13 protein-coding genes are annotated in these 12,603 nt (G+C 64.9%); 3 read left to right on the top strand and 10 right to left on the bottom strand.

The annotated features are described in order from the left end of the window. Positions 1-15 precede the first annotated feature (15 nt). Entirely contained in the window at positions 16-1,278 is a 1,263-nt protein-coding gene (locus tag KB554_RS09450) for an efflux RND transporter periplasmic adaptor subunit (RefSeq protein ID WP_211035768.1), read from the bottom strand. Between the two features lie 30 nt (positions 1,279-1,308). After that, the gene (locus KB554_RS09445; RefSeq protein WP_242116268.1) at positions 1,309-2,565 is read right to left on the bottom strand and encodes a TolC family protein; all 1,257 of its coding nucleotides are present in this window, start codon (positions 2,563-2,565) and stop codon (positions 1,309-1,311) included. Between the two features lie 543 nt (positions 2,566-3,108). On the opposite strand from KB554_RS09445, the gene KB554_RS09440 reads away from it, so the two are divergent. Both KB554_RS09440 and KB554_RS09435 read left to right on the top strand, forming a co-directional pair. Next, entirely contained in the window at positions 3,109-4,467 is a 1,359-nt protein-coding gene (locus tag KB554_RS09440; protein WP_211035766.1) for a sigma-54 dependent transcriptional regulator, read from the top strand. Continuing rightward, positions 4,464-5,777, top strand: a complete 1,314-nt coding sequence (locus KB554_RS09435) for an ATP-binding protein (RefSeq protein WP_211035765.1) — start codon at positions 4,464-4,466, stop codon at positions 5,775-5,777. Before KB554_RS09440 ends, KB554_RS09435 begins: the two co-directional genes overlap by 4 nt. 2 nt (positions 5,778-5,779) lie before the next feature. Here KB554_RS09435 and KB554_RS09430 read toward each other — a convergent pair whose 3' ends face one another. The 3 genes from KB554_RS09430 to prmA are packed head-to-tail and all read right to left on the bottom strand — an operon-like array spanning position 5,780 to position 7,765. Then, entirely contained in the window at positions 5,780-6,160 is a 381-nt protein-coding gene (locus tag KB554_RS09430) for a hypothetical protein (protein WP_232522945.1), read from the bottom strand. A 31-nt stretch (positions 6,161-6,191) separates the two neighbouring features. Next, positions 6,192-6,917 (bottom strand): DNA repair protein RecO, encoded by a 726-nt coding sequence (locus tag KB554_RS09425; protein ID WP_141428273.1) that lies wholly within the window; start codon positions 6,915-6,917, stop codon positions 6,192-6,194. 20 nt (positions 6,918-6,937) lie between these two features. Further along, positions 6,938-7,765: a 50S ribosomal protein L11 methyltransferase gene (gene prmA, locus KB554_RS09420; RefSeq protein WP_141428274.1), complete on the bottom strand. Its 828-nt coding sequence runs from the start codon at positions 7,763-7,765 to the stop codon at positions 6,938-6,940. Positions 7,766-7,843: 78 nt separating this feature from the next. Between prmA and xerD the strand changes: the two genes are divergently transcribed. Then, positions 7,844-8,740, top strand: coding sequence for a site-specific tyrosine recombinase XerD (gene xerD / locus KB554_RS09415; protein ID WP_211035764.1), 897 nt, complete (start codon positions 7,844-7,846; stop codon positions 8,738-8,740). Positions 8,741-9,040: 300 nt separating this feature from the next. Here the strand turns inward: xerD and KB554_RS09410 are convergent, their stop codons facing one another. The 5 genes from KB554_RS09410 to KB554_RS09390 are packed head-to-tail and all read right to left on the bottom strand — an operon-like array spanning position 9,041 to position 12,602. Then, positions 9,041-9,391 carry a cytosine deaminase gene (locus KB554_RS09410; protein WP_141428276.1) on the bottom strand — a complete coding sequence of 117 codons (351 nt, stop codon included), beginning with the start codon at positions 9,389-9,391 and terminating at the stop codon, positions 9,041-9,043. Further along, complete coding sequence (locus KB554_RS09405; RefSeq protein WP_348771869.1) at positions 9,351-10,181, bottom strand: DUF4296 domain-containing protein; 831 nt, start codon at positions 10,179-10,181, stop codon at positions 9,351-9,353. Before KB554_RS09405 ends, KB554_RS09410 begins: the two co-directional genes overlap by 41 nt. Beyond that, a complete protein-coding gene (locus KB554_RS09400; RefSeq protein ID WP_211035763.1) occupies positions 10,178-11,386 on the bottom strand; it encodes an ABC transporter permease in 1,209 nt (402 codons plus the stop codon). The genes KB554_RS09405 and KB554_RS09400 overlap by 4 nt, the downstream gene beginning before the upstream one ends. A 58-nt stretch (positions 11,387-11,444) precedes the next feature. Then, entirely contained in the window at positions 11,445-11,780 is a 336-nt protein-coding gene (gene rbfA / locus KB554_RS09395) for a 30S ribosome-binding factor RbfA (RefSeq protein WP_141428279.1), read from the bottom strand. Between the two features lie 12 nt (positions 11,781-11,792). Beyond that, complete coding sequence (locus KB554_RS09390; protein ID WP_141428280.1) at positions 11,793-12,602, bottom strand: outer membrane beta-barrel protein; 810 nt, start codon at positions 12,600-12,602, stop codon at positions 11,793-11,795. Between the last annotated feature and the right edge of the window lies 1 nt (position 12,603).

Here is a 12,603-nt window from a genome sequence, read left to right as displayed (position 1 = left end):
CGGACGGATAAGGAGTCAGCGGTTGAGAATCAGCACGTCGTTCGCACCGTAGTTTTCATAGCCCGAAACGATCACCCGCTCGCCCGGCTCCAGGCCGTCGAGCACCTCGTAGTACTGCGGATTCTGGCGGCCGATGCGGACCGGACGCTTGAAGGCACGGTCGCCTTCGGGCGAAAGGACGTAAACCCACGCGCCGCCCGTGGTCTGGTAGAACGACCCGCGGGGAATGATGACCGCTTCGGAGGGCTGCCCCAGCTCGAGGTGCAGGTAGTAGGTCTGGCCGCTGCGGATGTTGTCCGGATGGGGTCCCCGGAAGGCGAAGTCGGCGCGGAAACGGCCGTCGCGCACCTCGGGATAGACCTTCCTGAGGCGCATCGTGAAGTTCGTGTCCTGCCGTTCGAACGAGGCGTCGAGACCCGCACGCACGCGGTCGATGTAGCTCTCGTCGATCTGCGCCTCGACCTTGTAGTCCGACAGGTCGTTCACCTGTCCGATCTTCTGCCCCGAAGTGACGGACTGTCCGAGCACGACGTCCAGCAGCCCCACCTCGCCGTCGATGGGCGACTTGACGTTCAGGTTGCCGATGCGCTCGCGGATGAGCTGCATGTTGCGTTTCATGTTGTCGAGGTTCTCCTCCATCTGCTCGATCTGCACGGAGCGGTAGAGCGAATCCTGAATCTGACGCTCGACGTTCAGCTCGCGTTTCTTGGCCGCCAGCTCGTAGTCCTCCTTCGACTGCAACCACTCCTCGCGGGCGATCAGGTCGTTGCGGTACAGCTCCTCGTTCTGGCGCCACGTGCGCCGCTTGCGCTCCACGTCGAGGTCCAACTGCACCTTGTCCAGCCGCAGGTCGAGCTTTTCCTGCTCCATCGAAATCAGCGTGTTGCGCAGGATGTTCTGCTTCTCGGCCAGTTCGGCCTCGCTGTTCAGTATCTCGAGCGTGAGCGACGTGTTGCTCAGCACCACGAGCACGTCGCCCTTGCGGACCGTCGTGCCCTCCTCGACCACGAGCCGTTCGACGACGCCCGCTTCGAGCGGGCTGAGCTGCACGGTGGTGATGGGCTGCACCTGCCCCGTGACGCGGATGTAGTCGTTGAACTCGCCGCGCACGACTTCGCCCACGGAAATCGTGCGGGCGTCGATGCGCAGCGTCGAGGAGTCGTCGCGCAGCAGCAGCCACACCACGAAGAACAGGAGCAGGGCCCCGGCCAGATAGGGAAGGCCCCGCCTGGTGAACAGGGCGCGGATGCCCTTCTTCTTTTCGATACGGATGTCCATGATATGTCGGTTGTTTTTTCGTCAGCGGATTCAGCGGATGAGGGGCTCGCCGTTGTAGTACTCCACCAGGCGGACCCGGACGATGTACTGGAGGCGGGCGCGGAGCCGTTCGGAACGGGCCTGAAGCAGCTTGTCGGCCGCCGTCTGGAGGTCGAGGGCCGAGACCATGCCCCGTTCGTACTTGCCGGCGACGGCGTCGTAGGCCAACTGCGCGGCGTCGGACTTCTTCGACGCCTGCACGAACTCCTTGCCGTAGCCGAGCATCTGCTGGTAGGCCTGCGCGATCTCGCTCTGCAGGGCGCGGAGCGTCTCGACGCGGCGCAGCTCGGCGATGCGCCAGTTGTTGCGGGCGCGGTTCAGGCTCGTGCGGCGCGACAGCCCGCCGAAGATCGGGATGCTGAGCTGCGCGGAGAAGTAGTAGCCGCGGTTGTCGCGGAACTGCGCCGGAAAGGCGGCGTACTGCGTGCGGTCGTCGAGGTTCATGAAGAAATTGGTCGAATAGCCGCCGCCCACGGAGATCGAGGGATAGAGGTTGCCTTTGGCCACGGAGAATTGCAGACGCGAATGGCGGACGTCGTAACCGGCGGCCAGCGCCTTGGGATGGTTGTCGAGGGCGTAGGCCAACACGTCGTCGAAGGGAACCGCGCCGGCGGGAGTCCCGACGGCGATATCGGTGTCGATGACCAGCGGACGGTCCGCCGGATAGTTCATCGCCTCCGAAAGGGCGATCTCCGCGAGCGCGAGGTTGTTCTCCTGCTGGGTCACCAGGTAGTCGTCCGAAGCGCACTGCGACTCGACCTCGGCGACGTCGGCGGCGCTTTTAAGCCCCAGTTCGAGCAGCTTGCGGCTCTTGGCCAGCTCGGCGGCGCTGGTCTCGAGCTGCTCGCGGGCCAGCCGCACGCTCCCCGTATAATAGACCACGTCGAAATAGGCCTCCATGGTCCGGAGCGCGACTTCGTCGCGGGCCAGTTGCAGCTCCTCGACGCCTTGCAGACGCATCACCTTCGCGGCGCGGACGGTGTTGATCCCCGTGAGGCCCGCAAAGAGGGGCATCTGTCCCGAAGCGGAATAGGAGTTGTCGAAATTCGAGACGTCGGTGTAGGTGTTGGTCTCGGGATCGACCGAACGGCCGAAACTCGTGGAGGCGCTGACCGCACCGTTCACCGAGGGGACCAGCGCGGCGACGGAGGCGATGTAATCCTGCCGGTAGTTGCGGTTGGCGTAATCCTGCCGGCGGACGGCGGGACTGTGTTCGACGGCATAGCGCATGCAGGCGTCGAGCGTCATCGGGGCGGAAGATTCCGGGGCGGACACGGTGTCGGGGACCGGCGCGGCGGCGGGTGCGGCGACGGAATCAGAACCGGGGGCGGACACGGACACCGTATCCGTGACGGACGGAAAGGAGCGCGCGTTCCCCGCCGCCCCGGAAAGAGCGGGAAGCGGAGAGGCTACGACTCCGGCGGAGATACCGGCGGACGGTCCGGCCGCGAAGGCGGCGGATGTCCGTAAAGCGGGTGTCCATAAAATAGACGCCAGGGCGATCAAAACCGTTCGTTTCATGCGGATTTTCAACTGTTCTCTCTTTGCCCGCAACACTTGCCAACCCGATGCCAAACCGGATAGACGGATGAACGACAGGCGGTTGCATTTCACGCCCGCTGTCCGGAATGTAAAATATTTTTACACTTGCGTAAAAAATCTGGACACCGGAGGTGCGTTTTCCGGCTGAAATAACTAATTTTATCCTCGAAAAGAGGCGTACAAAGGGATTTTTCCGCATACGGAAGCATCGCCGGACACGGCGGAGACGACACCAAACGACCGAAAAACATGGCAAAAGAGGGAACACTGCTCGTCGTGGACGACAACCGCAGCATCCTCGCGGCACTACAGTTGCTGATGGGGAACTACTTCGCACGCGTGCTGACGCTGCCGACGCCCAACCGGCTGGCGACGCTGCTGCGCGAGGAGCCGATAGACGTCGTGCTGCTCGACATGAACTTCACGGCGGGAATCAACACCGGCAACGAGGGCATCTACTGGCTGCGGGAAATTCACCGCACGCGGCCCGACGTCAAGGTGGTGCTCTTCACGGCCTACGCCGACATCGACCTGGCGGTGCGGGCCATGCGCGACGGGGCGGTGGATTTCGTGGTCAAGCCGTGGGACAACGAACGCCTCGTGGCGGCGCTGCGCAACGCCTACAACCTCGCCCGCTCGCAGCGCGAAGTGAAGCAGCTCAAGGAGATCAAACGCGAGCTGAAACAGGAGGAGCCCATGTTCTGGGGCGGCAGCCCGGCGATGGCGCGCATCCGCGAGATCGTGGAGAAGGTCGCGGCGACGGACGCCAACATCCTCATCACGGGCGAGAACGGCACGGGCAAGGAGATGCTCGCGCGCGAGATACACAACCGCTCGGCGCGCCGGCGGGAACTGATGGTTCCGGTGGACATGGGCGCCGTGCCCGAAACGCTGTTCGAAAGCGAGCTGTTCGGCCACGTGAAGGGAGCCTTCACCGACGCCCGGACGGACCGCGCGGGCAAATTCGAGGTGGCCGACCGCGGCACGCTCTTCCTCGACGAGATCGGCAACCTGCCGCCCCGCCTGCAATCGAAACTCCTGACGGCGATCCAGAGCGGACGGATCGTCCGCCTGGGCAGCAACACGCCCGTGAAGGTGGACATCCGCCTCATATCGGCCACGAACCGCGACCTGTTCGGCATGGTGGCCGACGGAGAGTTCCGCGAAGACCTCCTCTACCGCATCAACACCATCCACATCGACCTGCCGCCGCTCCGCCAGCGGCGCGAGGACATCCTGCCGCTGGCCGAAAAGTTCCTCGGACGCTACGCCGCGAAGTACAACAAGCCGATCGAGGGGTTCGACGAAGCCGCCGTGCGCGAGATGCACGACTACCCGTGGGCGGGGAACATCCGCGAGTTGCAGCACACCGTGGAGAAGGCGGTCATCCTCTGCGACGGACGCACGATCGCCCCCGCCACGCTGCTGCTGCGCCCGGCCCCTGCGGAGACATCGCCGAAAACGGGATTCTCGACACTCGAAGAGATGGAGCGGGCGATGATCGCCGAGGCCGTGGCCCGCTGCGGCGGCAACCTCACGGAGGTGGCGCGCCAGTTGGGCATCACGCGCCAGACGCTCTACAACAAGATCAAACGCTACGGACTATGAAACGGCACGAAGGCATCGCGTACGGACCCGTGGCGGGGTACGCCGCCCTGCTCTCCGGATCGGCCGCGGCGCTGGGCTGGGCGGTGACCAGCCCGTGGTATCCGCTGGCGATTCTCTTCGTGCCGCTCCTGCTGCTGGCGCTCTACCGCCTGCTGCGCCTCTACGGCAGTTCGATCCGCCGCGTGACGTTCATGTTCAATGCCGTGGACAACGACGACCTGACCTTCCGCTTCAACGACGATCCCTCGAAGGTGGACAGCGCGATGCTCAACGCGGCGCTCAACCGCATCAAGGAGATTCTCCTCCGCGCGAAGATGCGGGCCGAGGAGCGCGAACGCTACTACCAGCTCATCATGGAGTGCGCGCAGACGGGGCTCATCACGATCAACGACACGGGAAGCGTCTATCAGGCCAACGGCGAGGCGCTGCGCATCTTCGGCATGCAGCGCATGACCCATATCCGGCAACTGGAGACCTCCGCTCCGGAGGCCTGCCGGGCACTCGCGGCGATCCGCCCCGGGGAGAAGCTCCGCGTGACGTGCGTCACGGAGAGCGGAGAGATGGCGCTGACGCTCGGCTGCTCGGAAATCGTGCTCGAGAAACAGCGGCTGCGGGTGGTCACCGTGGGCGACATCAACAGCGAACTGAACGAAATGCAGATCGAGTCGTGGAGCAAACTGACGCGGATTCTGACACACGAAATCATGAACTCGCTCGCGCCGGTCACCTCGCTCAGCGACACGCTGCTCCACCTCGGGAGGCCGCTCGACCGGGACGTGGAGCAGGGGCTCGATACGATCTCGGCGACGAGCCGGCGACTCATGGCCTTCGTCGAGAGCTTCCGCCGCTTCACGCGGATCCCCGAACCGCAGAAGGAGCCGTTCGAGGTGCGGGAGCTGGTGCGGCAGGCGGTGGCGCTGACCGCGGCCGAGGGCGGAGGAATCGAGATCGCGACGGACATCGAACCGCAGGAGACACTCATCTACGCCGACAAGGCACTGATGGGACAGGTGGCGGTCAATCTGCTCAAGAACGCCCGCGAGGCGGTGGGCGGCAGGCCCGGAGGACGCATCGAAATCAGGGCGCGCATAGACGCCGCCGAACACGTCGTGATCGAAATAAGCAACAACGGCGGGGCGATCCCCGCCGAAGTGACCGAAAATATCTTCACGCCCTTCTTTTCGACCAAGACCGACGGCTCGGGCATCGGACTGAGCGTCTCGCGCCGCATCATGCAACTGCACGGAGGCTCGCTGCGCCTGACGGCCAACACCGACAGCCGGGTGACCTTCACGCTGCGGATCGGATAGCCTCAGCGCGGCATCGGAAACGACAGCGTCCGCGCATCGAGGTAGGAGTCGGGGAACGCGCCCCAGTTCCACGCCTGGCCGTTCGAGAGCGTGATGTGCGGAATCAGCCGCAACGAATTGTTCTCGGTGACCCGCACCTTCGAAGGAAGGTTGTTCATCGGAACGAGCACGAGCGAGGTCATGGAGACGGCGGGCTGGATTTCGAGCGGCTCCATCGTCTCGTAGTCGGGACGCCAGTAGCGCATGTGCGTCATCGAATCGGGGTATTCCAATTCCCGGAGCCGGGTCGAATCGGGACGTTCGCGCCGCAACTCGGGCGGCTGCTGGGCCGGAGCGGTCAGCGCTGCGGCGAGCGCAAGGACCGCAAGCAACATCTTTCTCATAATCGCCTCCTTTGCCTTTTTATTTCAAACGTCAGAATACCTCTTTTAGTATGCGGACCGACTGCACGGCGCTGATGGCGTCGAGGTGGTAGCCGAAATAGACGAGCATGGCGTTCAGAAAGTCCGAACGCTGCGCACGGTTGAGCGGAATCGTCCCCAGACGGCGCACGTCGCAGTGCAGCAGCTCGTCGAGCAGGCGGGCGCACTCCTGCGACATGACCCCTGGATGCGACGGGCGCACGGACGCGTACTCGCCCTCGCGGATGTCGAACCAGGCGCCGGGCGTGTAGTCGTTGCCCGGACGGTAGCCCAGCAGACGGCTCAGGTTGGCCAGAAACCAGAGGTGGAAGTTCGCCACCCCCTCCCGCATCGCGTCGAGCGCCCCGACCGAGTTCCAGACGAAGGTGAAGAGCGGCTCGTTCGGCTCGCACTCCCGGACCAGGCGGTACAGCACCTCGGCCATGAAGAGCGCCATGGTCGATTTGCGGACGTCGAACGGCAGACTTTGCAGCGCGAAGCCCGCACGGACCTCGCGGAAGCGGTGCATCTCCTGCCGCGGGGACTCCAACCCCTCGAACTCGACGGGAAAGACGGGCTGGAACAGCGCCAGCTTCGAACCCCGGCCGCTGCGGCTGCGGACCCCCTGGACCATGTAGCTGCGCCGTCCCCCGACGTCGGTGAGCAGATAGACGACCATCGACGAGTCGCCGTATTTGAGCGTATGCAGCACGATGCCGCGCCCCTTGTAGGTCTTCACGATCGGAAAAGCGGAATCGGTTACGGCCGCCGGACGTGCGCCAGCATCCACCCGTCGCGGGAGGCGCTCCCGGCGAGCGTCAGCCCCTCGCGCGCGGCAGCGCCGGCGATCGCCGGAAGATCGGCCTCGAGAAAACCGCTCATCACCAGATCGCCTCCGGCGGCGAGCGCCGCGGCATAGGCCGGCATGTCGGCCGCGAGGATGTTGCGGTTGATGTTCGCCAGAATGAAGTCGTAACGCCGTCCGGCGATGCGCCGCACGTCGCCCAGCATCGGAGAGACACGGTCCGCGACGCCGTTGGCGGCGACATTCTCGCGGCAGTTCGCATCGGCCCAGTCGTCGATGTCCACGGCATCCACGTGCGCGGCGCCGCACTTCGCGGCGACGATCGCCAGCACGCCCGTACCGCTGCCCATGTCGAGCCCCGTGCGGCCCGCCACCCCGAGGTCCAGCACGGCGCGGGCCATGAGCCACGTGGTCGCGTGATGGCCCGTGCCGAAAGACATTTTGGGCATGAGGACCACCTCCGTCTCCCCGGCCGGGGCCGGTTCGTGGAAAGGCGCCCGGATGCGCAGGCGCCCCTCGACGTCCACCGGAGGGAAATTACTCTCCCACAAGGCATTCCAGTTCTGCGTCTCGATGACGACATAGCGCCCCGGAGTCCCGTAGCGCGCCAGCAGGGCATCCACCCCGTCCTTGCAGTCGGCCAGCGCTTCCCGCCGGATGTAAGCCTTCAGCACGCCGCCCTCCGTCTCGAAACTCTCGAACGGAAAGTCGGCCAGTTCGGCCGTCAGAATCTCGGCCTGTCCGTCGTCCGCACAGGGGACGTTGAGCACGGTGTAATCCATAAAAATTATGATTATGTAAAATTTTCGTACCTTCGCACGGACAAAGTTAACGATATTCTCCGAATCGGACCGGGCGAAATGGCAGAAAATACGAAAAAGTGGGAAGAGACCGGACGGCGTTACCGCACCTACATAAAACTGGAAAAACGGTTGTCGGCGAACACCGTGGAGTCGTACATGCGCGACCTGAGACAGTTCGAGCACTTCATCCTGCGCATGTACGACGTCGCGCCGGCCAAGGTCGAGGAGCCGATGATCCGGCGCTACATGGCCTGGCTCTACGACCGGGGGCGCGAAAAGACCTCGCAGGCACGGGCGCTGAGCGGCGTAAGGAGCTTCTTCAACTTCCTCATGCTGAACGACCGGATCGAGTCGTCGCCGGCGGAGTTCGTCCCCGCGCCCAAGTTCGGACGGCAGCTTCCCGACGTGCTCACGACCGACGAAATCGACCGCATCGTCGCCGCGGCGGACGCCCCGACGACCAAGGGACTGCGCGACAGCGCCATGCTGGAGACCCTCTATTCGTGCGGACTGCGCGTCTCGGAGCTCACGTCGCTGCGGATGCAGGACCTCTTCTTCGGCGAGGGATATATCCGCGTGACCGGCAAGGGCGACAAACAGCGGCTCGTGCCGATCAGCGCCGCGGCGCGGGACCGCATCCAGCTCTACCTCGAAAAGCGCCGCGCCGCGCGGACCGGCGAGGAGACGCTCTTCCTGAACAACCGCGGCGGGCGGCTGACGCGGGTGATGATCTTCACGATCCTGAAGGAGGCTGCCCGGCGGGCGGGAATCGACAAGCGGATCTCGCCCCACACGTTCCGCCACTCGTTCGCCACGCACCTGCTCGAAGGGGGCGCCAGCATCCGGCAGGTGCAGGAGATGCTGGGGCACGAAAGCATCCTGACGACCGAAATCTACACGCACCTCGACAACAGCCGCCTGCGGCAGACGGTGGAGGAACACCTTCCGATCTGACCGCAGGGGAAAAGGGCAAAAGAAGGACGGAAAAAGAGAAGACGGCGGGACGCGGACGGAAAAATCTGAAAAAGAGAGGCGACGAACGGCCGGATGAGAAAAGCCGGAAAAAGCGGAGCCGGAGGGAGGCCGACGGACCGCCGGAACGGCAAAAGGAAACCGGACGGAACGGGCGATCCGGAAAGCGTCCGGCACAGGACGGAGCCGGAAAGAGACCGGAGAGACGGAGCCGAGCGGACAGACCAAACGGAGAGGGGCGGCACGGAAACGGCCCGGGAGGAGAAACGGGCGGACGGAACGCTACAACCGCCGGATCCGCGACTGCGCCGTGAGCCGCAGCGTATCGTAGTCGAGACCCGAAATCACGACCAGCACGCCGTCCGAACGCACGAGACCGGGCAACTGTTCGGAAAGGGAGGCGGAGGCGGCGCGGAGGCGTTCGAAAACGGCGCGGCAGTCGGACGGGAAGCCGGGGACGAGCAGTCCGGCGTAGAACTCCGTGGCGGGGAGCCGGTCGGGTTCGCCGCAACTGCGGACCGAAAGGATGCGGCCCCCCTCCGCGACCTCCACGAGCGGATCGCGGACGATGCCCCGGGGCGTCCAGAGCCGGTTAGAGGCTATCCGCCGGCATGGCTGCGCGGAAGAATTCATCGGCGAAGATACGGACATTCAACTGGCTGTCGTAGAGCCGCTCCACCGCTTCGGCGGCGGGCGGCGTATGGTCGATGCGGATCCGGCTGACTGTCATGGAAGGCCGCTCGGGACGGCCGTAGAACCCCAGCAGATCGACGTGCAGGCGGCGGTGGACGGTATCGGCGGTCAGCGTGCGCGTGAAGGTCTCCTCGCGGTTGCGGCGGAGACTCGTCGTATAGACGCCCGCCCGCGAACCGTCCTCCTTCTCCAGCCACACCGTCGCCTTCACGCCCCGCCGGTTGCGGTCGAGCGAGTCGATCAGGTAATGCGCCGTGATGCGGTACTCGCCCGGCTCGACGTCGATCGAGAAGGTCAGCCGCGCCGTGTCGCGCAGCGAGCCGACGCGAAGCAGCGAATCGGCGAACACGGTGCGCGTGAAGGTCCGGCAGGCCACGTTGTCGATCGTATCGAGGATGGCCACCCGGCGGTTATAGACCTTCCCTTCGGCTTCGAGCAGGTCGATGGCCCGCTCGACGACGTCGCTCAGGCGGGCGCTCTTGCGCTTCGAGAAGTTGCCGATCGTATAGTGCACGTCGTCGGTCGTATAGCCGTAACGGGCGAAGATCGGCTCGTAGATACGCAGCGAGTCGGTCGGGATGCGCTCCTCGGAAATATAGGCGTTGGAGAGGAATGCGTCGCGGAAGATCATCGCCAGCGTCTCGTCGGGAATGATCGTATGGCGGGCGCAGGCCGCGGCGAGCAGCCCCAGAAGCGCCAGAAGCGCCGTGCGGAGAGGTCGTTTCATCATCGTTTTCCGTTTTTTATCATGCCCCGCACCGTGATGCCGGTCAGCAGCAGCGCGACGGCGGCGAAGGCCGCCAGCACGGCCGCGAGGTCCGCAGGGCGGAACTCCACGGGGTAACTCTTCGTAAGAAAGGTTTCGGCGGGAATCTCGATCAGACCGAAATGCTGCTGCACGAGGCTCGCGCCCACGCCGAGCACGACACCGGCGGCGGCCCCCAGGGCGCAGATCAGCAGCCCTTCGGCGCGGAACACGGACCGCACCAGCCCCAGATCGGCCCCCAGGGCGCGGAGCGTGGCGATGTCGTCCCGCTTCTCGACGATCAGCATGGCCAGCGCCCCCACCACCGAGAAGGAGGCCACGACGAGCACCAGCAGGGCGATGAAGAAGATGCCCCACTTCTCGTAGGTCATGATGCGGTAGAACGAGGCGCGCAGCTCATCGCGCGTGCGGACGCGGAATCCGTCGCCCGCCTCCTCCGCCACGGCCCGGCGGACCCGCTCCGCATCCGCCCCGGGAGCGAGCCGGACGACCAGCGAGGAAACGCGGTCCGGGTAGTTGAAAAGGCGCTGCGCCAGCTCCAGCGAGGTGAGGACATAGCTCTGCTCGGTCTCCAGGTCGAGGGAGAAGATCCCGCCCACCGGGACCGTGCGGCGCGTGTAGTTCTCGATCGGCAGCAGCGAGGAGAACGATCCCCGACGGACGGCGTAGAGCGCCACGTCGGCATCGGCGAGCGACCGGACGCCCAGCGTCCAGGCCATCGCCTGCCCGACCACGAGGTAATTCCGGTCGCCCTCGCGGACCCGCCACGCGCCCGTCACGACGGCGTCGGAGAGCGGGAAGACCGCCCCGTAGGCGTCGTCCACACCCCGCACGACGGCGGTGGCCTGTCGTCCGCCGCGCTCGAGCAGCGCACTCTGCTCCAGCAGGAAGGAGACGGCCCCGACACCCGGGATGCGGGCCAGCGCGGCCGTATCGACCGCCCCGGCGGGGAAGGTCCGGCCCTGCCGCGGGGTGATGCTCAGGTCGGGATCGAAGGCCGAATACATGGAGCGTACGAGCGACTCGAAACCGTTGAAGACCGACAGCAGGACGATCATCGCAGCGACAGGCATCGCAACGGCCGCGACGCTCAGTCCCGAAATCAGATTGACCACCGACCGGGAGTGAGGCGAAAAGAGATAGCGGCGAGCGAAGAGGCGTGCGAGCATGGGCTGGAGCGGTTACGGCCGGAAGCGGCGGAACGGGTTGCGGCGGACGGCAGGCATCCTATTTCAACGCCTGTTCGATATGCTCGATGTATTCGAGCGAATCGTCGAGGAAAAACTGGATTTCGGGGACGTTCTTCAACTGGTTGCGGATGCGCTGGCCCAAAGCCCGGCGGATGAACCAGTTCTGCTGTTCGAGGGTCTTCATCATCCCGGCGCTGCGCTCGAAGGGGAAGACGCTGACATAGATTTTGGCGTATCCGAAGTCGGGCGACACGCGCACGGCCGTAACCGTGACGAGCGACCCGCGGACGACGGCCGCACCCTCCTTCTGGAAGATTTCGGCCACGTCCTTCTGAATCTGTTTGGCGATTTTCTGCTGACGGGTGGTTTCCATAGCTGTCTCGATTTACAATTCGTATTTGAACACTTCGCGGTTCTTCGACCGTTTGGGCCGCGGTTTCCAGGTCTCGAAGCCCTCCTTGTTGAAGCGGTAGTTGAGCCCCACGGAGATCGTCAGGTTGTCGAGCGGCGACCGCATCGGCGTCGCCGGGAAGGGATTCTCCGGACCGTCGATGCCGCCGTCGGCATAGCGGTTGCGGTTGCGCACGATGTCCGAATAGCCGAAGTAGTAGCGCACGCGGAAGTTCAGTTCGTAGCGGCGGATCAGGAAGGCGATGCCGCCGCCGCCGGCCAATCCGTAGCCCCACCGGCTGTCGCGCGGCGTCTTGAAGCGGTAGTCGCCCCGCCAGTCCGCTTCGCCCCGCCGCTTCGCCTGCTCGTTCTCGTAGGTGGAGGAAAGGTTGTAGGAGAAGGTGGCCGCGGCCTCGAAATAGACTCGCACATGGTTGCGGATCATGTAGAAATGCGGCTGCCAGACGACCGGCATCACGAGCGTATTGACATGGCGCGTGTAGTAGAGGTAGTCCTTCTTCTCCTCGACCTGCGAGGAGTTGGTCGCGAAGGAGAATCCCGACTGCTGAAATTCGAGGTCCACGCCGAAGCCCCCCACGAAACGCTGGCGGCCGTAGTAGCGCCACGTGAGGCCGCCGCTGTACATGCCCCACAGGGCGCGCATCTCCTGCTGGGGCTGGAAACGGCCGTTGGCCATGCCGTAGCCCGCGATGAAGCCCAGCGTATGCTGCGCCGAAGCGCCGTTCCAGGCCAGAAGCGCCGGCAGCACCGACGCCGCCGCAAGAATATATCGTCTCAGTGTCATC

The organism is Alistipes sp. Marseille-P2263, assembly GCF_018101075.1.
Classification (GTDB): Bacteria; Bacteroidota; Bacteroidia; order Bacteroidales; family Rikenellaceae; genus Alistipes; species Alistipes dispar.
This window is presented reverse-complemented; position numbering and strand designations above follow the sequence as displayed.

Coding starts and splice junctions, on each gene's coding strand:
- KB554_RS09450 (WP_211035768.1), bottom strand. CDS start 1,278: ATGGACATCCGTATCGAAAAGAAGAAGGGCATCCGCGCCCTGTTCACC.
- KB554_RS09445 (WP_242116268.1), bottom strand. CDS start 2,565: ATGACGCTCGACGCCTGCATGCGCTATGCCGTCGAACACAGTCCCGCC.
- KB554_RS09440 (WP_211035766.1), top strand. CDS start 3,109: ATGGCAAAAGAGGGAACACTGCTCGTCGTGGACGACAACCGCAGCATC.
- KB554_RS09435 (WP_211035765.1), top strand. CDS start 4,464: ATGAAACGGCACGAAGGCATCGCGTACGGACCCGTGGCGGGGTACGCC.
- KB554_RS09430 (WP_232522945.1), bottom strand. CDS start 6,160: ATGAGAAAGATGTTGCTTGCGGTCCTTGCGCTCGCCGCAGCGCTGACC.
- prmA (WP_141428274.1), bottom strand. CDS start 7,765: ATGGATTACACCGTGCTCAACGTCCCCTGTGCGGACGACGGACAGGCC.
- xerD (WP_211035764.1), top strand. CDS start 7,844: ATGGCAGAAAATACGAAAAAGTGGGAAGAGACCGGACGGCGTTACCGC.
- KB554_RS09410 (WP_141428276.1), bottom strand. CDS start 9,391: ATGAATTCTTCCGCGCAGCCATGCCGGCGGATAGCCTCTAACCGGCTC.
- KB554_RS09405 (WP_348771869.1), bottom strand. CDS start 10,181: ATGATGAAACGACCTCTCCGCACGGCGCTTCTGGCGCTTCTGGGGCTG.
- KB554_RS09400 (WP_211035763.1), bottom strand. CDS start 11,386: ATGCTCGCACGCCTCTTCGCTCGCCGCTATCTCTTTTCGCCTCACTCC.
- rbfA (WP_141428279.1), bottom strand. CDS start 11,780: ATGGAAACCACCCGTCAGCAGAAAATCGCCAAACAGATTCAGAAGGAC.
- KB554_RS09390 (WP_141428280.1), bottom strand. CDS start 12,602: ATGACACTGAGACGATATATTCTTGCGGCGGCGTCGGTGCTGCCGGCG.